Source organism: Vibrio sp. T13N (genome assembly GCF_032970445.1).
GTDB lineage: Bacteria > Pseudomonadota > Gammaproteobacteria > Enterobacterales > Vibrionaceae > Vibrio > Vibrio diabolicus.
The window spans coordinates 75655-96726 of record NZ_JAWJYE010000004.1 but is presented as its reverse complement, the minus strand read 5'-3'; the positions used below and the strand labels follow the sequence as shown (position 1 = coordinate 96726).

The window sequence follows — 21072 nt, the reverse complement described above, 5'->3', positions numbered from 1 at the left end:
GGCTTTACAACGTTTGGTTCTATAAACTAGAAGTATACGTTTGCCCACCAAGAACTAGTCCAAGTGCGCCACCAAGCAAGATCTGATGAGTTTGTCTTATTAAGACAAACCGCAACTTTCGCTTTTTGGTTTTGGTTAAATTCTTGTAACATGGTGAACCTTAAATTACGTACTTTGTATTTGTGTACTAGTTAACTAGTGCGAGAGTAAAAAGTCAACCCCAAAACAGCATTAAAACGATAAAAATATGAGAATTGATTTACATAGTCACACCACTGCATCGGACGGTCGGTTAGAGCCTAAAGATTTAGTGGAAAGGGCGCTGAGTTTTGATATCGAGGTTTTGGCGATCACTGATCACGATACGGTTGACGGTTTGGCGTTAGCCAAGCAACACGTTCAAGACAATAATTTACCGATCAAAATCATCAACGGCATTGAGATATCGACTGTTTGGCAAAACAAAGACATTCATATTGTCGGTTTGAATATCGATCCGGAAAATGAACAATTATCCGCCCTCATCGAGCAGCAGAAGCAGCACCGCATCACAAGGTCAGAGTTGATTGCAGAGCGACTACAAAAAGCAACTCGGGAAGGCGTGCTCGAAGAGGTAAGGCAGATCGCCGGTGATGCGCCTGTTACGAGAGCGCACTTCGCGAAATGGCTGGTGGATAATGGTTACGCAAAAACCATGCAAATGGTGTTTAAAAAATACCTAACGCGTAATAACCCAGGTTATGTACCACCGAATTGGTGTTCGATGAAAGATGCGGTTGATGCTATCCATGCGGCTGGTGGGATGGCGGTATTGGCGCATCCTGGAAGATATAAGTTGACAGCGAAGTGGATTAAGCGTCTTCTAGCAGCGTTTGTAGAAGCAAACGGCGATGCGATGGAAGTTGCACAGCCACAGCAAGCGCAACAAGAAAGGCGCAACTTGGCTGATTATGCTATACAATACAAACTATTAGCGTCTCAAGGCAGTGATTTTCACTACCCATCCCCTTGGATGGAGCTAGGAAGGAACCTTTGGTTGCCCGCAGGCGTCGAACCAGTTTGGAAAGATTGGGGTATTGATCCTTCGTTGGATATATCAAAGTAACCTCAAAGCGTGGGTTTCAGTATCAAATAACTGGAAAGTGTATATTGGGTATTAATGTGGCTTTCCTTGTCGTTGGAACTGAACAACACTTTGAATCTTGAAGTCACTTGATAAAACACAACAAGGCGGCATTCAAGCTCCACATAAGAATATAGAGCCGAGAGGCTCGATAATGAGGAATTACAATGAGCCAGTTTTTTTACGTTCACCCAGAAAACCCACAGGCTCGCTTGATTAATCAAGCAGTAGCAATCATTCGTAACGGCGGCGTTGTGGTGTACCCTACCGATTCAGGGTACGCACTTGGCTGTCAGTTGGAGAACAAACAGGCACTGGAACGAATCTGTCAGATCCGTCGTCTGGATGATAAGCATAACTTTACATTACTGTGTCGTGATTTGTCGGAACTTTCTCTATATGCGCGAGTGGATAACTCTGCATTCCGACTACTGAAAAACAACACACCAGGTCCTTACACCTTCATCTTCAAAGGTACGAAAGAAGTGCCGCGTCGTTTGATGAACGCGAAACGTAAGACCATCGGTATCCGTGTTCCAGACAATCAAATTGCCTTGGACTTGTTGGAAGCATTAGGTGAACCGATGATGTCTACGTCGTTGATTCTACCTGGCAGTGACGTAACAGAGTCTGATCCGGAAGATATTCGCGATAAACTAGAACATGCGGTTGATGTGATTCTTAATGGCGGTTACTTAGGTGAACAGCCTACGACCGTCATTGATTTTAGCGAAGGTGAACCTGTTGTGGTGCGTTTGGGATCAGGTGACCCGGCACCATTCGAATAATTCGACGAATAGTCGTACACCACCGTCAAACAAAATAGGAGGCATCGCGCCTCCTATTTTAGTTGTCATATCGAATATCTCATTGAACTTAACTGTTTGAGATTAAGCGAAATCGAAAATGTCGATACCATTTTGTTCAGCATAGTTGATGTATGCAGAGCTCACGCCGTTTAATGTTACTTCGACATTGTATTCATCACTAGAGAATACTGCCCAGCCACACTCATTATAAGATAAAGTCAGATCATCCGCTGAATCCAAGAACGTATCTCGAATGCCATCATTGTCGGTGTCTCTGCCCATATCGAAGACAAGTTTGTCATGAAAAATATTAAAATCGACAATATCGGCTTTAATATCAATATCGTTGGAGGATACAGGTTGATCCGGTACACCAATAGCCAGGCGGTTTGTAAGCACGAAAGTGTCGTCTCCACAGCCGCCGCTCAGTACTGATTCACCATCGCCAACGACGAGCGTGTCGTTACCCCAACCCCCACTCAAGTAGTTGTTGCCTGAGTAATCAAAAATTGTATCATCGCCACAACCACCAAAGAGCTTGTCATTTCCTAATCCGCCCGATAGGAAGTCGTTGCCAAAGCCGCCAGAAACAAAGTCGTTCCCTCGGCCACCGAGCAAGGTATCGTCTCCCCAGCCCCCGAAGACAACATCATTGCCTCCGTATCCTACGAACTTATCATCACCACAGAAGCCGAAGAAAATATCGGTTGTTTCAGACCCTTTTGTACCGGTCATATCGTCATCTTGAGATGTCCCAAAAATCCAATTTAGGTCTAGATTTAGCATAGACATTGTTCTATTCCTTTTTGTCTGATTTATGCCAATCGCCGAAAATGCAGAGCTAATCTAGCTAGTTAAAATACACGATAACGTTAGTGTCATTTTTAATAGTAAATAGTGACTTACCGATGCTTCTTGTCTTGCTATGAGTGCTCATTTATCCACGATGATTGGTATTACTTAGCAGCAAACTGGGACTGTTTATTCTTCGTTGTTTTTAAAGCAACACGAACAGTAAACACACCCCAAGTGGTTATCGTTGTAACCCTGACAATTTTATCAGGTACTGCACGGTTAAAGTGGCTCGGGAAGACCGATATTAGTGGGATTCTCGCTGGGCAATATCAGCATTAAGTAGGAAAAAAGTTGCAGAATAGAGTAAATATTTTCGATGTTTTAAAGTGAATTTTTGGTGTGGAGAATGGCGCCGATTTAGCTTACATTAACTGAGAAAGTTACGTATAATGTCGGACCGAAAAATCCCACTGAAATGGGTAATTAGCAAAATACAGACCAATTCTGGTCTAGACGTCTGTGAAGACGACACATAGGTAGATAAATGAGCGAAAAGTTACAAAAAGTATTAGCACGTGCTGGTCACGGTTCTCGTCGTGAGATTGAATCGTTAATTAAATCTGGTCGCGTTAGCGTGAACGGTGTAGTCGCTAAGCTTGGTGAAAGACTTGAAGACGAGAGCAGCGTAGTTCGTATCGATGGTCACATTGTCTCTGCAAAGATTCAAGAAGAAGTGATTTGTCGTGTACTTGCGTACTACAAACCCGAGGGTGAACTGTGTACTCGTCACGATCCAGAAGGTCGTCGTACTGTTTTTGATCGTCTGCCAAAAATTCGTGGCTCTCGTTGGATTTCAGTTGGTCGTCTGGATGCGAACACTTCTGGTCTTCTGCTTTTCACAACGGATGGTGAACTGGCGAACCGCTTAATGCACCCAAGCCGCCAAGTTGAACGTGAATACCTAGTACGTGTGTTCGGTGAAGTAACTGAACAGAAAGTTCGTAATCTAGTAAAAGGTGTTGAACTGGAAGACGGTTTAGCTCGCTTTGAAGATGTTGTTTACGCGGGTGGTGAAGGCATGAACCACACGTTTTACGTTGTTATCAACGAAGGTCGTAACCGCGAAGTTCGTCGACTATGGGAATCGCAAGAGTGTACCGTTAGTCGTCTGAAACGTGTTCGTTACGGCGACATCTTCTTAGACAAGAAACTGCCTCGTGGTGGTTGGATGGAGCTTGACCTGAAAGAAGTAAACTACTTGCGTGAGCTTGTAGAGCTTCGTCCAGAAAAAGAAACCATGCTTGATCTGAACAAAGACAATACGTCACGCAAACGTGAGCGTGCACGCAGCCAAAAAATTCGTCGCGCAGTTAAGCGCCATGAAGAGCGTGTTAACACGCCAAAAGGCCGCAGCAACAACCCTTCTCGTCGTAAGCCGAAGAAGACTGCTGGTGACCAAGGCGCACGTAACAAGCATCGTTAATCGATAGCAAAACATCAGAAAGGCTTGCCAATTCGGCAAGCCTTTTTCTTATCTGTTACATAGCGAAAGGATCTAAAGCCGATATAGAGAAGGGTGTTTGGATAAACAAATATCGCAGCTAAACAAAAACAGCAGATAAAAAAATACCAGCACTAGGCTGGTATTTTTTATCATGATGAAGAAACGTTAATCGCGTTTCCAAAGCATATGGCAGAACTTATGTTCAGGGTCTCGGCTGATTAGCATACGAGCAAATACGTCATCAAGAACGTCATTTTCCTCATTTACTAGGCCGATACGAACCTCTGCATATACTTCTTTGTCGATCTCGAAGCCAACATGTTCAACCCAGTCATCACCAGTTTCAACAAGTTCTGCGGCACCACGATCTTCAAATTGCGCAGTAAACAGAATCACGTCAGCAGGCTCTAGATTATCTGGAGCCATCTCAAGGAAAATGTCGTACGCTGCGTCGATGACGTCGTCGTAAGAAATCAAATCAGACATGCTTATGCTCGGCTCATGTATTTACGTTCAGCTGTGTTAATGATAACACGGTCACCAGTTGCAATGTACTCAGGAACCTGGATGACAAGACCTGAAGCGAAGCGTGCTGGTTTAGTACGAGCAGATGCAGAAGCACCTTTGATTGAAGGGTCAGTTTCTTCAATCACTAGCTCAACAGAAGATGGTAGTTCAATACCCACAGCAGCACCGTTAACAAGGATAATGTGGATACCTTGTGTATCTTCGTTGATGAACAGCATGTCGTCTTCAACTTCATTGTGCTTGAATGTGTATTGTGAGTAGTCTTCGTTATCCATGAAGATGTGCTCATCGCCGTCAGCGTATGAGTACACAACTGCACGTTTGTTCATTTCTACCGTTTCAACAACGTCATCAGACTTGTAACGCTCATCTACACGTGCGCCCGTGTTTAGATCTGTACAACGCATTTTGTAGATTTTAGCGCCGCCACGACCGCCAGGAGTCGTTACTTCGATGTCTTTAACTAGAAGAGTTTTACCATTAGACTCGATTGCGAAGCCTTTTTTGATTTCACTTGCCTTTGGCATTGTATATTCCTATTCATACTTATTAAGCAAAACTCGGTGATTATAGCGCTAAGTTAACCGCCTAGCATTAAAATTCATTGCAGAAATTTGTTGTTACTCCCATGACTAAACACCTGAATGGACTTGATTCAGTGAGTCGGCTAAGAGAACATATAGTCCAACTTCTTGAACCATCTGAGAACACGTTTTAAGTCATGTCTCTGCCTGTTATCGATCCTAAACAACCATTTCAACCAGAGTTTGCGCCTTTAATTAGGGAAGTCACCGCTTGTCTCAAAGGTGGATTGGGGCAAAACTTACACAGCGTTTATGTATACGGTAGTGTTGCTCGTAAAACAGCGATCGCAGGAAGGTCGAACTTAGACCTGGTTGTCGTTACTCAATCATCCTTTGAGCACAATCGCGCGACTTTGCTCAACACAATTAAGTGGCGTGCGCAGCAGAGTTACCCTCACGTTAATGGTGTATCGGTCCGTACAGCCTTAGTGAGCGAAGTAGCTAATTTAGACAGTATTTTCACTTGGGGCTTTATGCTTAAGCATTGCTGTGTCTGTGTTTATGGTGATGATCTAGCAGACTGTTTTGGTGATTACGTCCCAAGTTGGGAAATTGCTAAGCACTGGAATATGGATGTGGAAGATTGGATTACGGTGTATCGCAAAAAAATCGTCCAAGCGAAGACGATAGAAGAGCAGGTGGCCGCTCAACGCGTGATTGCTAAAAAGCTACTAAGGGCGTCATACTCTTTGGTGATGTATCGAGATAAACGTTGGTTTGATGACCCTATACAATGTGGCAAGGTATTCTTAACTTATCATCCTGAAAAGCAGCTTGAGATCGAGCGGCTAGAAATTTTACTTTCTGGCCGGGGTATTCCCAAGCGTTCTGTTATCGGGCTAATTGATGCGTTTGGTGATTGGTTAGTCAAACAGTACCAGAAAACAGAGTTTCGTATCGGTTAAAACAACCCCATTTGAGGCGCTGAAAGCCTGTCAAAATCCGTCCCAATGAAAGGGAGAATCGCATCTGCAACGGGTTTGAGTTGTTTATCAATGTAATGTTGATAATCAATCGGGCTATTGAGGTACTCATAAGGTTCAGGACCGTTCACGGTAATAATGTATTCAATTCGTCCTTTGTTTTGATACTGTAATGGGCGGCCAAGCTTGGCATTTATCTCATCCGCTAAACGAGCTGCACGCACTTGTGGTGGGACGTTCTTCTGATACTCATGCAGTTTTCTGCGCAGTCGCTTTTGATACACCAACTGTTCATCAAATTCACCGTTGTTAGTTTTCTCAACCATCTCTCGGACATAGTCGCTTGGATCTTCACCATGGAAAATCATGCTATAGAGTGTATTTTGAAATTTCTGTGCTAACGAGGTCCAGTCAGTACGGGCACTTTCTAACCCTTTAAATACAATCCGTTCTTGCTCTCCTTCACCGATTAAACCCGCATAGCGCTTTTTCGAGCCAGTTTCTGCGCCACGAATCGTTGGCATAAGGAATCTGCGATAATGGGTTTCATACTCGATTTCCAACATAGATGTTAGGTTGTACTCAGAACGCAGGTGTTCTTGCCACCAAGAGTTGATGTAATCAACTAATTGATTTCCAACAGCGTCGGCTTCTACTTGACTGTATGGTCGATTCAACGACACGAATGTGGAATCCGTATCGCCGTAAATCACTTGATATCCTTGCTCCTCAATCAGCACCTTAGTTTGCTTCATGATTTCATGTCCGCGCATGGTAATACTAGAAGCTAACCGAGTATCAAAGAAACGACATCCCGATGAGCCCAGTACGCCATAAAAGGAGTTCATGATGATTTTGATTGCCTGAGAAAAAGCTTTTTCATTGTTCTTTTTCGCGACATCACGTGCCGCCCAAAGCTTTTCAATCATTTCTGGTAAAAAGTGTTTCGTACGATGGAACTGACCACCGCGAAAGCCAGGTACTGCCTGCTCATCTTCTTTACCAATATCGAGTAATAACCCCTCAACCAAACCCATAGGATCAATCAAGAAAGAGCGAATAATCGATGGGTATAGACTCTTAAAGTCCAACACTAAAACGGAATCATATAGGTTAGGGATGGAGTCCATCACGTAACCGCCGGGGCTCGCAATCCAATTTTCTGGGTGTAGGTTCGGGGCAACATAGCCTGCGCGGTGTATTTGCGGCATGTATAAATTAGTGAATGCCGCTACCGAGCCACCGACACGATCCAGTTCTACACCAGTGAGGCGAGAGCGTTCAATTGCAAAGTCGAGCAGGTGAGTGTGATTGAAAATCTTGTTCACCAACACGCAGTCTTGTAAGTTATATTTAGCCAGCGATGGTTTGTCGGAGCGGTACATACGATTGATCTCATCCATACGGTCATGAACGTTGTGGATTTCTTTACCTTCCCCCAAGAGTTCTTGAGATACAGACTCTAATGACCAAGACCGAAAGTGATAAGTCGCCGTTTTTAACGTATCGATACCGTCCATTACAACTCGCCCGGGAATGGAAATAAACCCTTGTTGGCTTTGAGATGAGCTTCTGAAAAAACCGGCTTGGTCTGCTCTGCCAAGCATGAGTTTCATGTTGTGCCATTCTGCTCGTTTGTGTAACAGACGAAAGTCAAAATCAATGACATTCCAACCGACAATGACATCGGGGTCGAATTTTTTAAACCAATCGATGAGTGCTTCTAGAAGCGCCTTTTCATCCTGGACCCATTGTATCGGTGTATCCGAAGGTTCTGGTTCTCCGATCATGATAACGCGGGAATCCATGACGCTGTCTAATCCGATGGAGTAAAGAATGCCTTTCTCAGAGCATTCTAGATCTAACGAGACAACGTTTAACTTCGGCTCATATTGCCCCGTACGGCATTTTGCGTTCTGGACGCGTTGGTAGCCATTGGTACGAGTCACATTGCCTGTAAACTCAATACTGCCTTTAATAAAACGCTCCATGAGGTAGCGATCGGCGAGGCGAATATCACTTTCGTAAGTGGTGATATCATTTTGAGCGAACGTGTCTTTAAGTGTGAGAGCGTCTCTGGTTACGTTGGTATAGCATGCAGAAAGAGGCGTATGTTCAAACGTTTTGAGATCCAAAAGGCGGATGTCGACGGGTATGTTTTTTTCTCGCGCGAGTGTTTTTGCTTGCTCTGAGTGTTTCTGAGCGATGAAAAATACTGGCTTCTCACCATTAATAATTAACTGAGTAGGACCTGCTTCTGTCGAAAGCCACAGCTCGATTTGAGTTTGACCTTTGATGTCTCGTGCCTGTCGAGTAAGCAGAAAGCCTTGTTGGATATTCAAATGTGAGAAACCTTAGAAAACTTGAAGAACGCTAGTTTAACATTAAGAACTGTAAAAATAACCAGTAAAGAAAACGGTTCAAATTTTTGCTGGAATTAGTGATTACAAGTTAGCCTTTGGTGCAAGAGGGATAGTGTCATTTTAAGTTATAGCGTGTTTCTCTGGGCAATATGAAACCTAGTTACTTGATTTATTGTACTTAATGTTGTTAATTGTCTTTCCTTAGATTTCGGTTCTGCTCATCACGCTCTAAAATAATAGAGTGGTTTATGAATAAGTTCTTGCTAAAGTTTGCGTTTCAGCACATATTCATAGAAAGCAATTTTTTGTCGATTACGTTAGTATATAGGCAGTCATACTGATATCCACATTTAACAAATAATGGTTATGTGGGTGCAGAACCAATACAAAGTGTGGAGATACAAGTTTGATAAATGTTTTCCTTGTAGATGATCACGAGCTGGTTCGCACAGGGATACGACGTATTATTGAAGACGTCCGTGGAATGAACGTAGCAGGAGAAGCTGACAGCGGTGAAGATGCAGTAAAATGGTGTCGCAGTAATCATGCTGACGTCGTTTTAATGGACATGAACATGCCAGGAATTGGTGGCTTGGAAGCCACTAAAAAAATTCTTCGCGTGAATCCTGATGTGAAAATCATCGTACTTACCGTTCATACAGAAAACCCGTTTCCAACCAAGGTGATGCAGGCAGGTGCGTCTGGTTATTTAACCAAAGGTGCTGGCCCTGATGAAATGGTGAATGCGATTCGTGTAGTTAATAGTGGGCAGCGTTACATCTCACCAGAGATTGCGCAGCAGATGGCATTGAGTCAATTTTCTCCAGCCTCTGAGAACCCTTTTAAAGACTTATCCGAACGTGAATTGCAGATCATGCTTATGATCACCAAAGGCCAAAAGGTAACGGATATTTCTGAGCAACTTAATTTAAGTCCAAAGACAGTCAACAGCTATCGCTACCGACTCTTTAGTAAATTGGACATTAATGGTGACGTTGAGTTAACTCACTTAGCGATTCGCCACGGAATGCTGGACACCGAGACCCTTTAGCGTGAATCCTCCCTTCGATTCGGCTTCCTTTCTCAAGACAGTAACTCATCAGCCCGGCGTTTACAGAATGTACAACGCCGAAGCTGTTGTCATCTATGTAGGTAAAGCCAAAGACCTAAAAAAGCGCCTTTCAAGCTACTTTCGAAAAAAAGTAGACAGTGAGAAAACTCGCGCGCTTGTCAGTAATATCGCCAAAATTGACGTCACAGTGACTCACACTGAGACAGAAGCGCTCATCTTAGAGCATAACTACATCAAGCAGTATTTACCGAAATACAATGTTTTGCTGCGAGATGATAAGTCTTACCCTTATATCTTTATTAGCGGTCATAAGCACCCACGGCTTTCTATCCACCGTGGCGCCAAGAAGCGCAAAGGTGAATATTTTGGCCCCTACCCAGATTCTGGTGCAGTAAGAGAAACATTGCATTTGCTGCAAAAGATATTTCCTGTGCGCCAGTGTGAAGACACTGTCTATTCCAACCGAACGCGTCCATGTTTGATGTACCAAATTGGCCGTTGTGCAGGGCCATGCGTTGATACCATCATTTCTGATGAAGAATACGCAGAGTTGGTTAGCTTTGTGCGTATGTTTTTGCAAGGCAAAGACCAGCAAGTACTCAAACAACTGATCGAGAAAATGGAAGTTGCCAGTCAGCAATTGCGCTTTGAAGATGCCGCTAAATTTCGCGATCAAATCCAAGCGATTAGACGTGTTCAAGAGCAGCAGTACGTCTCAGAAGACAGCATGGATGATATGGATGTACTAGGGTTTGCTCAGGAGAATGGTATTGCGTGTATTCATATCCTGATGATACGCCAAGGTAAAGTGCTTGGTAGCCGTAGCCATTTTCCGAAAATCCCACAAAATACAAGCCAGCAGGAAGTGTTCGATAGTTTTCTGACTCAATACTATTTGAGCCATAACGAAGCGCGCACGACTCCTTCTCGTATTATTTTGAATCAAGAGTTGGCAGAAGATATTGCGCCAATACAGAAAGCGTTAAGTGAAGTGGCAGGTCGTAAGGTTCATTTCCATACCTCGCCAACTGGCTCTCGAGCAAGGTATCTCAAGCTTTCGAACACGAATGCACTAACGGCGATTACCACCAAAATCAATCACAAGATGACGATTAATCAGCGTTTTCATGCGCTTCGCGAAACATTGAAGTTGGAGTCTATTGCTCGAATGGAGTGTTTTGATATCTCCCATACCATGGGGGAAAGTACGATTGCATCGTGTGTGGTGTTCAATAATGAAGGCCCCGTTAAGCAGGAGTATCGTCGCTATAACATCACTGGGATTACCGGTGGTGACGATTACGCTGCAATGGGACAAGCGTTGGAGCGCCGTTATTCGAAGCAATTGGACGTAGAGAAAATTCCCGACATCATCTTTATCGATGGTGGTAAAGGTCAGTTAAATCGTGCGCATGATATTATTTCGCAATATTGGGGTGATTGGCCAAAGCGTCCCATCATGATTGGTATTGCGAAAGGGGTCACTCGCAAACCAGGCTTAGAAACGCTGATTACAGTCGATGGGGACGAGTTTCATTTATCAAGCGATGCTCCAGCGCTGCACCTTATTCAACATATTCGTGATGAAAGCCATAACCATGCTATAGCGGGGCATCGTGCTAAGCGAGGTAAAACCAGACGTACTAGTGCACTTGAAGGGATTGAGGGAATTGGCCCTAAACGACGTCAGGCGTTACTCAAGTACATGGGTGGGTTACAAGAACTTAAACGTGCAAGTGTCGAAGAAATCGCCAAAGTACCGGGAATAAGTCACTCTTTAGCAGAAATTATTTTCCAAGCATTGAAACAATAAGGAAAATCGCGCAACATTAAGCCGCAATGTGTAAGAGAATAATAAAATGCGTTTGAATATCCCGAACATTCTGTCTCTTCTTAGACTGTTCCTAATCCCTGTTTTTGTGGTTGTCTTTTATCTACCTTATTCATGGGCACCGTTTGCAGCAGCAATGGTGTTTTGGGTAGCGGGTTTTACTGACTGGCTTGACGGTATGTTGGCCCGTAAACTTGGCCAAACTTCTCGTTTTGGTGCGTTTATTGATCCTGTTGCTGATAAAGTGCTAGTGGCAACGGCATTGATTTTAATCACGGAACATTACCATTCAATTTGGGTGACCATTCCTGCGGTAACGATGATCGCGCGAGAAATCATTATCTCAGCATTGCGAGAATGGATGGCTGAAATCGGTAAGCGAGCCAGTGTTGCGGTATCTTGGGTTGGCAAAGTAAAAACTGTTTCGCAAATGTTCGCCTTATGGGTGTTGATATGGCGTTACGATGAATGGATGGTTTGGCTAGGCTTTGCAGCATTGTATGTGGCAACTTTCTTGACGTACTGGTCAATGATTCAATATTTAGCAGCTGCGAAAGACGATCTGTTGAATGAAGAGCATCATTAAATTCTGATATTAGAAAGCAGGCTTAATAGCCTGCTTTTTTGTATCTAAGATAATCTACAGCATTTCTTTGCTTCTCACGTTTTTCAATGCTTGCTAACGGTCATGCTTGAAATTTGTATCTGGGGCTTTTGCTTCGATAGAGTTCCATATGTGATCTAAGTCTTGTTTTCGCCCTTGGAGAGTCTCAGAGAAGCGAGCCTCCTGATTATTAACGCTTCAATACACGTAACGCACGGCCATCAGTGTAAGGCGTAGCCAAAGTTTTATGATAAACAAGTGTATTTAAGCGATTTTTAGTATTAAAACTAAGCAATCTACCGTCTTTCGCACAAATTCTAGTCAAACGATTTAAAAAAATAAAAATAGTATTGACTCGATCGCTCGAATCCGTAGAATGCATCCCGTACCCAAGAGAGCGCAGCTCAAAAGGGTGGTGAAAAAGCTTAGCTTTATTCACAAATGAGGCGCCTTGGCAGAGTGGCTATGCAGCGGATTGCAAATCCGTGGACCTCGGTTCGACTCCGGGAGGCGCCTCCATTATTCTTTTGAGAGTGAATGGCTTTCGAGAATAAATGCGACACTAGCTCAGTTGGTAGAGCGCAACCTTGCCAAGGTTGAGGTCACGAGTTCGAACCTCGTGTGTCGCTCCAAATTTTATTGATATGGCGTTGGCGGTATCAGATGGTGTTTTACTTTTCTGTAAAGGCATCACAAAGAATATTTGTGTGCCCTGGTGGTGGAATTGGTAGACACAAGGGATTTAAAATCCCTCGACGTTCGCGTTGTGCCGGTTCAAGTCCGGCCCGGGGCACCATCTCATATTAAACGCGACACTAGCTCAGTTGGTAGAGCGCAACCTTGCCAAGGTTGAGGTCACGAGTTCGAACCTCGTGTGTCGCTCCAGGTTTAAGGCCCAGCATCAAAATGCTGGGCCTTTTTTGTATTTCTTAAAATCTTAAATTTCTTCTTCGCGATGTATTTCTTTAAGCACTGAGCTCCTTCAGCTTACTAACTTAACTCCTTGTTAATTTTAGCCATAGCAACGTCACTTCATGGCCATACCTATCCGACTAGTTTAAGTTTAGTCAATCAAAGTTCTGTGAATAAAGACTCATCGATTTAGGCTGAGCAGTAACGTAAATACTAGCTCTGTTAAATGCCTTGGATACTGAAAATAATGTTCTACGATTAAAGAGTGGTATGTTCATAAACCGTTTTGGTTCATGGCGCTGATATTGTAAGGATATTTGTTTAAATAACAGGTATTTGAGAAAAGAAGAAAAGCGTTGTAGATGAGTATGAATGTACAAATATCACTAGGGGGAACTTTGTTGTGATTTGCGTCACTGTTACTAATATGAAAAATCGTTGCCAGAAGATTTTATTTTGTGATAAATTCGCGCGCAATCTCGGAGCGTAATTAACAACGTTTGATCTCTGGGGGATACGCGTAGTGACCATTCAAGCTGATTGTGACACTGCGTAGGGTAGGTATCGGCAAAGCCTTTTGTCGATAGACGGGATACTAATGCTGTAAAAGCGGCATATTAATGGGAAACCCAACATTGAAACCTTTGAATAAACACACACTAATCAGCTTCATACTGCCGAAATGTCCTGTTTTACAAAACGGGTGCATTACGGAACCTTGATTAATCCCTTTTACATATAAAGTCACGAATATCGTGGCAGATGATCTGTATTTGTCATTTTGCACTGACAAATGCGGAGGGGTATACACACCTCCTGTAACTTCATTCCAATGATTATTAATACAGGATATAGAATTATTATAATTCAAGGGATTATGTAGTATGAGCACTGCCTTTGAAGTCGATAGCAATATCGCAAACATTTTTTCGTCTCAGGTTCCTATCGTTGAGGGAACGTATGACTTAACGCCAGATCAAGTATTGATTGATCAGGCTGAGCATGAATCTGAAGTGCGTTCTTATCCACGTCGCTTGCCAATCGCAATCAAACAAGCTTTTGGTTGCTTGGTTGAAGATACACGTGGACAGATCTTTTTAGACTGCCTTGCGGGGGCGGGCACTCTAGCTTTGGGGTATAACCATCCTGAAATAAACCAAGCTCTGAAAGAGCAATTAGATTCGGGTCTGCCATATCAGACGCTAGATATTGCAACATCAGCAAAAACGACGTTTATTCAATCTGTTAAATCTTTTCTTCCTCAAGAGTTAAGTGAGAACAGCGTTATCCAATTTTGTGGTCCGTCTGGAGCCGATGCAGTTGAAGCCGCGATCAAGCTCGCGAAGCAGACTACTGGTCGCAACACCATGTTTGCTTTTCGTGGCGCATATCATGGTATGACTAACGGCACAATGGGAATGATGGGCAACCTAGGTACGAAAGCGCGTCGAACTGGTTTAATGTCAGACGTGCACTTTATGCCTTTCCCATACAATTTGCGTTGTCCATTTGGACTTGGCGGTGATGAAGGTGCGAAAGCAAGCATTCGCTATATCGATCGTCTTTTAAACGATGATGAATCGGGCATTATGAAGCCTGCTGCGATCATCGTTGAGCCAGTGCAAGGTGAGGGTGGTGTTGTTCCTGCGCCAGCATTCTGGCTGCGAGAGTTACGTCGTATTTGTGATGAACACGGTATCTTACTGATCTTCGATGAGATCCAGTGTGGTGTTGGTAAAACTGGCTACAATTTCGCATTTGAAGAGTCGGGCATTGTTCCAGATATCCTGTGTTTATCAAAAGCTATTGGCGGTGGCTTACCAATGTCGCTATTGGTTATCAACAAGCAGCATGATACTTGGAAGCCGGGCGAACACACAGGTACGTTTCGTGGCAATCAGTTAGCCATGGTCTCTGGTGCGAAAGCATTAGAAATCATCCAGCGTGACAATCTGGTTGAGCATGCCAATATTGCGGGTCAGTATTTGCGCTATGGTCTTGAAAGCATTCAAAAGCGCGTGAACTGTATCGCAGAAGTACGTGGCAAAGGTTTGATGCTTGGTGTGGAGATTAAAAATCCAAACGGCGAGCTCAATAAATTTGGCGAACCTCAAGCGGATAGTGAACTCACTCTTTCCATTCAACGCGCAGCACTTGAGCGTGGCTTGATCGTTGAGAAAGGCGGACGTGAAGGTGCAGTAATTCGCTTCCTTCCTCCTCTTATCATCTCGTTTGAGCAAATCGACTTTGCTTTACGTGTATTTGAAGACGCGATTTTAGCAGCCGGCGGTAGTCACATCGAAACTCAGCCACAAGATGAATGGAAGAAGCATTTCATCCACACTGGAGAGTTGGGCAGCAATGAGTTTGCTTCGGTGATGAATCACACTACGACAGCAATGAAATCAGTGTTTGAACAGGTTGCTGCACCATACTCAGGTATGGATCCAAAAGCATTGGAAGCAGCGATCCATGCTGTTGATCTTGACAATAAAAATGCGCCTCTCAAAACGGTTATTGATGATGCAGCCGAGTTGGTCGCGAAAAACGCGATTTTTACTCAACATCCAGATTGTATCGCTCACCTTCATACTCCACCGTTGATGCCTGCTATTGCCGCAGAGGCAATGATTGCGGCTTTGAACCAATCAATGGACTCATGGGATCAAGCTTCATCAGCGACTTATGTTGAACAGAAAGTTGTGAACTGGCTATGCGATAAATACGAGTTAGGTGAAAAAGCGGACGGTATCTTCACGAGCGGCGGCACGCAAAGTAATCAAATGGGTTTGATGCTTGCGCGTGATTGGATTGCTGACAAACTCAKTGCACACTCAATTCAAAAGCTTGGCCTTCCTGAATACGCAGACAAGCTGCGTATTGTATGTTCGAAAAAAACCCACTTCACGGTTCAAAAATCAGCGTCTTGGATGGGATTGGGTGAAAAAGCGGTCATGGCCGTCGATGCGAATGCCGATGGAACGATGGATGTCACTAAGTTAGACGAAGTTCTAAATCAGGCAAAAGCAGAAGGTTTGCTCCCATTTGCAATTGTCGGCACAGCGGGCACAACGGATCACGGTGCTATTGATGACCTAGACTTTATCGCCGATATGGCAGCGAAACATGACATGTGGATGCACGTCGACGGTGCATACGGTGGAGCTCTGATTCTAAGTAGCCAAAAAGCCCGTCTGAAAGGTTGTGAGCGTGCACACTCCATCAGCGTAGACTTCCACAAGTTGTTTTACCAAACCATCAGTTGTGGCGCGCTGTTGGTGAATGACAAGTCTAACTTTAAATTCCTGCTTCATCATGCAGACTACTTGAACCGCGAACACGACGAACTACCGAACTTGGTGGATAAGTCTATTGCTACAACTAAGCGTTTTGATGCGCTAAAAGTGTTTATGACGATGCAAAGCGTGGGGCCAAAAGCCCTAGGCGATATGTACGATCATTTACTTGATCAGACGCTTGAAGTTGCGGACATGATTCGAGATAACAAACACTTTGAGTTGTTGGCTGAACCATCACTATCTACGGTTCTGTTCCGCGCGACACATGAATCAGCAGATCTTGACGAACTGAACAAAACGTTGCGCTTAGAAGCGTTAACACGCGGTATCGCGGTATTGGGTGAAACCATTGTCGACGATAAAACCGCGCTTAAATTTACGATTTTGAACCCGTGTCTGACGACGGCGGACTTTGAATCTTTGCTCTCAAAAATCAATACGCTAGCGGCAGAGCTAGTTTAACAAAGGTAACGGAAAACTATGGCAATTCTACAGATTGGTGCAGGCGGCGTTGGCTGGGTAGTTGCACATAAAGCAGCACAAAACAACGACGTTCTGGGTGATATCACAATCGCATCACGTACCGTAGGTAAGTGTGAGAAAATCATCGAATCGATTCAGAAGAAAAACAATCTGAAAGATTCAACTAAGAAACTAGAAGCTCGTGCGGTAAACGCGGACGACGTAGATTCTTTAGTTGCTTTAATTAAAGAAGTGCAGCCTGACTTAGTGATCAATGCGGGTCCTCCTTGGGTGAACATGTCTATTATGGAAGCATGTTACAAAGCTAAAGTGTCATACCTTGATACATCTGTTGCGGTTGACTTGTGCTCTGAAGGCCAACAAGTACCTCAAGCTTACGATTGGCAGTGGGGCTACCGTGAGAAGTTTGAAGAGGCGGGTATCACAGGTATTCTTGGTGCCGGTTTCGATCCGGGCGTAGTATCGGTGTTTGCTGCATACGCGGTGAAACATCTGTTCGATGAAATCGATACTATCGACGTAATGGATGTAAACGCAGGTGACCACGGTAAGAAGTTCGCAACTAACTTTGACCCAGAAACGAACATGCTTGAGATTCAAGGTGATTCCTTCTACTGGGAAAACGGCGAGTGGAAACAAGTACCTTGTCACTCACGTATGCTTGAGTTTGAATTCCCGAACTGTGGTTCACATAAAGTGTACTCAATGGCGCACGACGAAGTTCGATCTATGCAAGAGTTCATCCCGGCGAAACGTATCGAATTCTGGATGGGCTTTGGTGACCGTTACCTAAATTACTTCAATGTAATGCGTGACATCGGTCTACTCAGCCCAGATCCACTAACGCTTCACGACGGCACGGTTGTTCAACCTTTGCACGTGCTTAAAGCGTTGCTGCCAGATCCAACATCACTAGCTCCTGGTTACACTGGCCTAACGTGTATCGGTACTTGGGTTCAAGGTAAAAAAGACGGTAAAGAGCGTAGTGTGTTCATCTACAACAACGCAGATCACGAAGTTGCATACGAAGATGTTGAACACCAAGCGATCTCATACACCACTGGCGTACCTGCGATCACCGCGGCTTTGCAGTTTTTCCGTGGTAAGTGGGCAGACAAAGGCGTGTTCAACATGGAGCAGCTAGATCCAGACCCATTCCTAGAAACCATGCCATCGATTGGTCTAGATTGGCATGTTCAAGAACTGGAGCCAGGACAACCTGTTATCCATAAATTGAAGTAAGAATTTAGCGACTCCTATTTGTACGTTTAAGCCGATGCACTTGCGTCGGCTTTGTTCGATTTTATAGTGCCTTTGCTAAGGCGAAGGGACGTAAGGTATCAAAATGCAACAAAACGAACTAAAAACGCCATACTTCATGATCAATGAAGACAAGCTGATTGAGAACCTAGAGAAAGCAAAACAGCTAAAAGACATCTCTGGTGTGAAGCTTGTATTAGCACTGAAGTGCTTCTCAACATGGGGTGTATTCGACATCATCAAGCCTTACCTAGACGGAACAACAAGTTCTGGCCCGTTTGAAGTGAAGCTTGGCTACGAAACGTTCGGTGGTGAGACACACGCATACAGTGTGGGTTACAGCGAAGATGACGTTCGCGACGTGGCGGACATCTGTGACAAGATGATCTTTAACTCTCAGTCACAGCTAGCGGCTTATCGTCATATTGTCGAAGGTAAAGCATCGATTGGCTTGCGACTAAACCCAGGTGTGAGCTACGCAGGGCAAGACTTAGCAAACCCAGCTCGTCAATTCTCTCGTCTTGGTGTTCAGGCTGATCACATCAAACCGGAAATTTTTGATGGTATTGATGGCGTAATGTTCCACATGAACTGTGAGAACAAAGACGTGGATGCGTTTATCGGCTTACTCGATGCTATTTCAGAGCAGTTTGGCGAGTACCTAGATAAGCTGGACTGGGTAAGCATGGGTGGCGGCGTTTTCTTCACATGGCCGGGGTACGACATCGAGAAGTTGGGTTTAGCGCTTAAAGCATTCTCAGAGAAACACGGCGTACAAATGTATCTAGAGCCGGGTGAAGCGATCATCACTAAGACAACCGATCTTGTTGTAACAGTGGTTGATATTGTGGAGAACGTGAAGAAGACGGCGATTGTCGATTCAGCAACAGAAGCTCACCGTTTGGATACGCTTATCTACAACGAGCCAGCGTCCATTCTTGAAGCATCTGAAAACGGTGAACATGAATACGTGATTGGATCGTGCTCTTGTTTAGCTGGTGACCAGTTTTGCGTGGCGAACTTCGAACAGCCTCTCGAGATCGGACAGCGTCTGCACATTCTAGATAGTGCAGGTTACACCATGGTGAAACTGAACTGGTTTAACGGTCTACGTATGCCTTCGGTTTACTGTGAACGCTCGAATGGTGACATTCAAAAACTGAATGAATTTGACTACTCTGATTTCAAACGTTCACTGTCTCAGTGGTCAGTGAAATAAAACGTATCGAGTATTAGAACGACAAAGAGCAGCTGAATTGCTGCTCTTTTTTATTGGGGAAGCGTTAAAGGTATGCAGTTAGCTTTCTACAATTACACGAGTGTCTTCACTCAGAGATTCTAACTCATTAGCCACGTCCTCAATCTCTAGCTCGCTAGGCAGTTTAATCGCCATTTTTGCGCTGAATAAGCTGGAGCTTACCCCACCGCCGCCTGCAATGAATACGCGTTGGCAATCCATATCTAGAATTGAAATGCCTTGATTATCGAGAACGTGAGTAATTTCATTCACAATACCTGCTCTATCGTTGGCATCTAAGCGAAGCTGAAAGATGGTGTCTTCACGATGCGAGTGAGGATCTGAGTCAACGAACCTAACCACAAGAGTTTGACATGAAGAGAACGCCTCTTTAACGATGTCGGCATTTTCTCTTGGAAGCTCTACTTTGATGACACCAGCAACTTGATCTTCGATAAAGTTTACTTTGCTTATCAGCCATTTACCGCCATTTTCATGAGTAATTGCTGCAAGCTCTTTGATAGTTGCGGGTGACGCTTGTCCGACAAAATTAACAATAAATACGGTGTTCATAATGTCCCCTCCTGGAATAAGGTTTGGACGCAGTACGAATAAACGTGCTACTTAAGTTATTGGAATAAATCCTTTTATTTAGTGTAGGTGCTAGGAGAGGGTTATGTTTGATGAAAGTCAATTTTTGACACTAATTCGTGAAGCAAATAATTAAAACGATGTTTAGGGCACAAAAAAGCAGCCATCATAAGGCTGCTTTTCTACTGAGTATCAACTCAAGTCAAGGCTAAAATGTTACTTTTAGTTCGACACCGTAAAATTGGCTGTCGTAGTTGGCGCCTGCGTCCATTGCGAATTTTGCGACGTCTTGATTACCAAACCAAGGTGATGAATTAAATTGTAGCTCTGCACTACCGCCCCATGCATCGGTTACCCAATAATGGATATGCCCAACAGGGTTTAGGAAGAAGAGTGATACATCACCGACGGTTTCAGAGCCCATGACTTCGCCGCCGTTTGCTACAATATCTTGCTCAGCAGTGAGCATCATTTCGCCAACCACAGCACCAAAGAATGGTGTGATAAAAATATCCTGCCAAGATGGCACTTCTGCAAATGCCTCTACTCCGTACTCCCAAAAGAACGTTGACATGGTTGCGGAGTACAAGAATGACTGAAACTCGTTATAGCCAGCGTGGCGTGCGGCTGTGTAGTAAACGCCGCCAAAATAAGGATGCATGATGTAGTTGAGGACATGTTCATCACGATCCCAAACAGGCCCGTCAGAGACATTATCTTTCCATTTTTGACCCAGCTTACTCATGTCTCGGTCTTCTTCGTCCCACTTAGTGATGCTTTCTGGAAGGAAAGTCATCATACCAACGGTTGCGATACTCAGGCCAAGAATGGTGTAGGTTTGACCCATGAGGTAATCCCAGTCTTTATCTTGAGGGATAATGAGATGTTTAGGCTGAAGCCCTGCATCAAGATTTAATGAATCATCATTATTCTGTTCAAACATAAGACCGCGATTTTGAGACTCGAAGGTGTACAGAGTCGTCGTTTCGCAGTAACCTGACAAGCAATCAGGTGTGTAAGAAAACTCCGTATGACTGGTCATATCGTACTGACTTGCTTGCGCAAGCGCTGACGAAGTCAAGCAAAGGCCAGTTAGAGTTTTCTTGAACATGGATGATTTTGACACAAAGGTCTCCGAGTTGATGGTGTGATGA

General features: G+C 44.1%; 17 protein-coding genes, 4 tRNA genes and 1 other annotated feature (1 of these 22 only partly in view). Of the genes, 14 read left to right on the top strand and 7 right to left on the bottom strand.

Translation table 11 applies throughout. The features are described from left to right. Positions 1-80, bottom strand: a sequence feature (Trp leader region) (it extends 24 nt beyond the left edge of the window). Then, on the bottom strand, positions 27-152 hold the full coding sequence (locus tag R2S67_RS08060) for a trp operon leader peptide (RefSeq protein WP_005394819.1): 126 nt from the start codon (positions 150-152) through the stop codon (positions 27-29). (Overlaps the previous feature by 54 nt.) Positions 153-247: 95 nt before the next feature. Between R2S67_RS08060 and rnm the strand changes: the two genes are divergently transcribed. After that, the gene (rnm, locus tag R2S67_RS08055; protein ID WP_150919071.1) at positions 248-1105 is read left to right on the top strand and encodes an RNase RNM; all 858 of its coding nucleotides are present in this window, start codon (positions 248-250) and stop codon (positions 1103-1105) included. Positions 1106-1290: 185 nt separating this feature from the next. After that, positions 1291-1911 (top strand): L-threonylcarbamoyladenylate synthase, encoded by a 621-nt coding sequence (locus R2S67_RS08050; protein WP_005376791.1) that lies wholly within the window; start codon positions 1291-1293, stop codon positions 1909-1911. Between the two features lie 102 nt (positions 1912-2013). On the opposite strand, the gene R2S67_RS08045 is transcribed toward R2S67_RS08050, so the two are convergent. Then, positions 2014-2724 (bottom strand): calcium-binding protein, encoded by a 711-nt coding sequence (locus R2S67_RS08045; protein ID WP_005394815.1) that lies wholly within the window; start codon positions 2722-2724, stop codon positions 2014-2016. Between the two features lie 547 nt (positions 2725-3271). Here R2S67_RS08045 and rluB point away from each other — a divergent pair. Further along, the gene (gene rluB, locus R2S67_RS08040) at positions 3272-4210 is read left to right on the top strand and encodes a 23S rRNA pseudouridine(2605) synthase RluB (protein ID WP_005376798.1); all 939 of its coding nucleotides are present in this window, start codon (positions 3272-3274) and stop codon (positions 4208-4210) included. A gap of 186 nt (positions 4211-4396) precedes the next feature. Here the strand turns inward: rluB and R2S67_RS08035 are convergent, their stop codons facing one another. Together R2S67_RS08035 and yeiP are read right to left on the bottom strand one after the other, a co-directional pair. Further along, positions 4397-4717 (bottom strand): HI1450 family dsDNA-mimic protein, encoded by a 321-nt coding sequence (locus R2S67_RS08035; protein WP_005376800.1) that lies wholly within the window; start codon positions 4715-4717, stop codon positions 4397-4399. Between the two features lie 2 nt (positions 4718-4719). Beyond that, positions 4720-5286 carry an elongation factor P-like protein YeiP gene (yeiP, locus tag R2S67_RS08030; protein WP_005376801.1) on the bottom strand — a complete coding sequence of 189 codons (567 nt, stop codon included), beginning with the start codon at positions 5284-5286 and terminating at the stop codon, positions 4720-4722. A gap of 194 nt (positions 5287-5480) precedes the next feature. Between yeiP and R2S67_RS08025 the strand changes: the two genes are divergently transcribed. Next, complete coding sequence (locus tag R2S67_RS08025) at positions 5481-6248, top strand: nucleotidyltransferase domain-containing protein (protein ID WP_182019859.1); 768 nt, start codon at positions 5481-5483, stop codon at positions 6246-6248. Here R2S67_RS08025 and R2S67_RS08020 read toward each other — a convergent pair. Continuing rightward, on the bottom strand, positions 6245-8608 hold the full coding sequence (locus R2S67_RS08020) for a DNA polymerase II (RefSeq protein WP_317343164.1): 2364 nt from the start codon (positions 8606-8608) through the stop codon (positions 6245-6247). The two genes, R2S67_RS08025 and R2S67_RS08020, sit on opposite strands and share 4 nt — an antisense overlap. Positions 8609-9035: 427 nt before the next feature. Here R2S67_RS08020 and uvrY point away from each other — a divergent pair, with 427 nt between their 5' ends. The 10 genes from uvrY to nspC all read left to right on the top strand — a co-directional run bounded on the left by uvrY (position 9036) and on the right by nspC (position 19309). Continuing rightward, positions 9036-9680, top strand: coding sequence for a UvrY/SirA/GacA family response regulator transcription factor (gene uvrY / locus R2S67_RS08015; protein ID WP_005386783.1), 645 nt, complete (start codon positions 9036-9038; stop codon positions 9678-9680). A 1-nt stretch (position 9681) separates the two neighbouring features. Next, positions 9682-11514, top strand: a complete 1833-nt coding sequence (gene uvrC, locus R2S67_RS08010; RefSeq protein ID WP_317343125.1) for an excinuclease ABC subunit UvrC — start codon at positions 9682-9684, stop codon at positions 11512-11514. 46 nt (positions 11515-11560) lie between these two features. Further along, on the top strand, positions 11561-12118 hold the full coding sequence (gene pgsA, locus R2S67_RS08005) for a CDP-diacylglycerol--glycerol-3-phosphate 3-phosphatidyltransferase (protein ID WP_005394805.1): 558 nt from the start codon (positions 11561-11563) through the stop codon (positions 12116-12118). A 463-nt stretch (positions 12119-12581) separates the two neighbouring features. Beyond that, positions 12582-12655 (top strand) — tRNA-Cys (locus R2S67_RS08000). Positions 12656-12692: 37 nt separating this feature from the next. Continuing rightward, positions 12693-12768, top strand: a tRNA-Gly gene (locus tag R2S67_RS07995). A 77-nt stretch (positions 12769-12845) separates the two neighbouring features. Next, positions 12846-12932, top strand: a tRNA-Leu gene (locus tag R2S67_RS07990). 13 nt (positions 12933-12945) lie between these two features. Further along, positions 12946-13021, top strand: a tRNA-Gly gene (locus R2S67_RS07985). Between the two features lie 911 nt (positions 13022-13932). Beyond that, positions 13933-16809, top strand: coding sequence for a pyridoxal phosphate-dependent class III aminotransferase (locus R2S67_RS07980; protein ID WP_317343122.1), 2877 nt, complete (start codon positions 13933-13935; stop codon positions 16807-16809). A gap of 18 nt (positions 16810-16827) precedes the next feature. Further along, positions 16828-18072 (top strand): carboxynorspermidine synthase, encoded by a 1245-nt coding sequence (locus tag R2S67_RS07975; protein WP_317343120.1) that lies wholly within the window; start codon positions 16828-16830, stop codon positions 18070-18072. A gap of 103 nt (positions 18073-18175) precedes the next feature. Further along, positions 18176-19309 (top strand): carboxynorspermidine decarboxylase, encoded by a 1134-nt coding sequence (nspC, locus tag R2S67_RS07970; RefSeq protein WP_005394797.1) that lies wholly within the window; start codon positions 18176-18178, stop codon positions 19307-19309. A gap of 78 nt (positions 19310-19387) precedes the next feature. Here the strand turns inward: nspC and R2S67_RS07965 are convergent, their stop codons facing one another. Together R2S67_RS07965 and R2S67_RS07960 are read right to left on the bottom strand one after the other, a co-directional pair. After that, on the bottom strand, positions 19388-19900 hold the full coding sequence (locus tag R2S67_RS07965) for a glycine cleavage system protein R (RefSeq protein WP_005394795.1): 513 nt from the start codon (positions 19898-19900) through the stop codon (positions 19388-19390). 226 nt (positions 19901-20126) lie between these two features. Then, complete coding sequence (locus R2S67_RS07960) at positions 20127-21029, bottom strand: DUF3943 domain-containing protein (RefSeq protein ID WP_074191814.1); 903 nt, start codon at positions 21027-21029, stop codon at positions 20127-20129. Positions 21030-21072: the final 43 nt, after the last annotated feature.

Coding starts and splice junctions, on each gene's coding strand:
- nspC (WP_005394797.1), top strand. CDS start 18,176: ATGCAACAAAACGAACTAAAAACGCCATACTTCATGATCAATGAAGAC.
- R2S67_RS08060 (WP_005394819.1), bottom strand. CDS start 152: ATGTTACAAGAATTTAACCAAAACCAAAAAGCGAAAGTTGCGGTTTGT.
- R2S67_RS07960 (WP_074191814.1), bottom strand. CDS start 21,029: ATGTTCAAGAAAACTCTAACTGGCCTTTGCTTGACTTCGTCAGCGCTT.
- pgsA (WP_005394805.1), top strand. CDS start 11,561: ATGCGTTTGAATATCCCGAACATTCTGTCTCTTCTTAGACTGTTCCTA.
- R2S67_RS08035 (WP_005376800.1), bottom strand. CDS start 4,717: ATGTCTGATTTGATTTCTTACGACGACGTCATCGACGCAGCGTACGAC.
- R2S67_RS08025 (WP_182019859.1), top strand. CDS start 5,481: ATGTCTCTGCCTGTTATCGATCCTAAACAACCATTTCAACCAGAGTTT.
- R2S67_RS07965 (WP_005394795.1), bottom strand. CDS start 19,900: ATGAACACCGTATTTATTGTTAATTTTGTCGGACAAGCGTCACCCGCA.
- rluB (WP_005376798.1), top strand. CDS start 3,272: ATGAGCGAAAAGTTACAAAAAGTATTAGCACGTGCTGGTCACGGTTCT.
- rnm (WP_150919071.1), top strand. CDS start 248: ATGAGAATTGATTTACATAGTCACACCACTGCATCGGACGGTCGGTTA.
- yeiP (WP_005376801.1), bottom strand. CDS start 5,286: ATGCCAAAGGCAAGTGAAATCAAAAAAGGCTTCGCAATCGAGTCTAAT.
- R2S67_RS08050 (WP_005376791.1), top strand. CDS start 1,291: ATGAGCCAGTTTTTTTACGTTCACCCAGAAAACCCACAGGCTCGCTTG.
- R2S67_RS07975 (WP_317343120.1), top strand. CDS start 16,828: ATGGCAATTCTACAGATTGGTGCAGGCGGCGTTGGCTGGGTAGTTGCA.
- R2S67_RS08045 (WP_005394815.1), bottom strand. CDS start 2,724: ATGTCTATGCTAAATCTAGACCTAAATTGGATTTTTGGGACATCTCAA.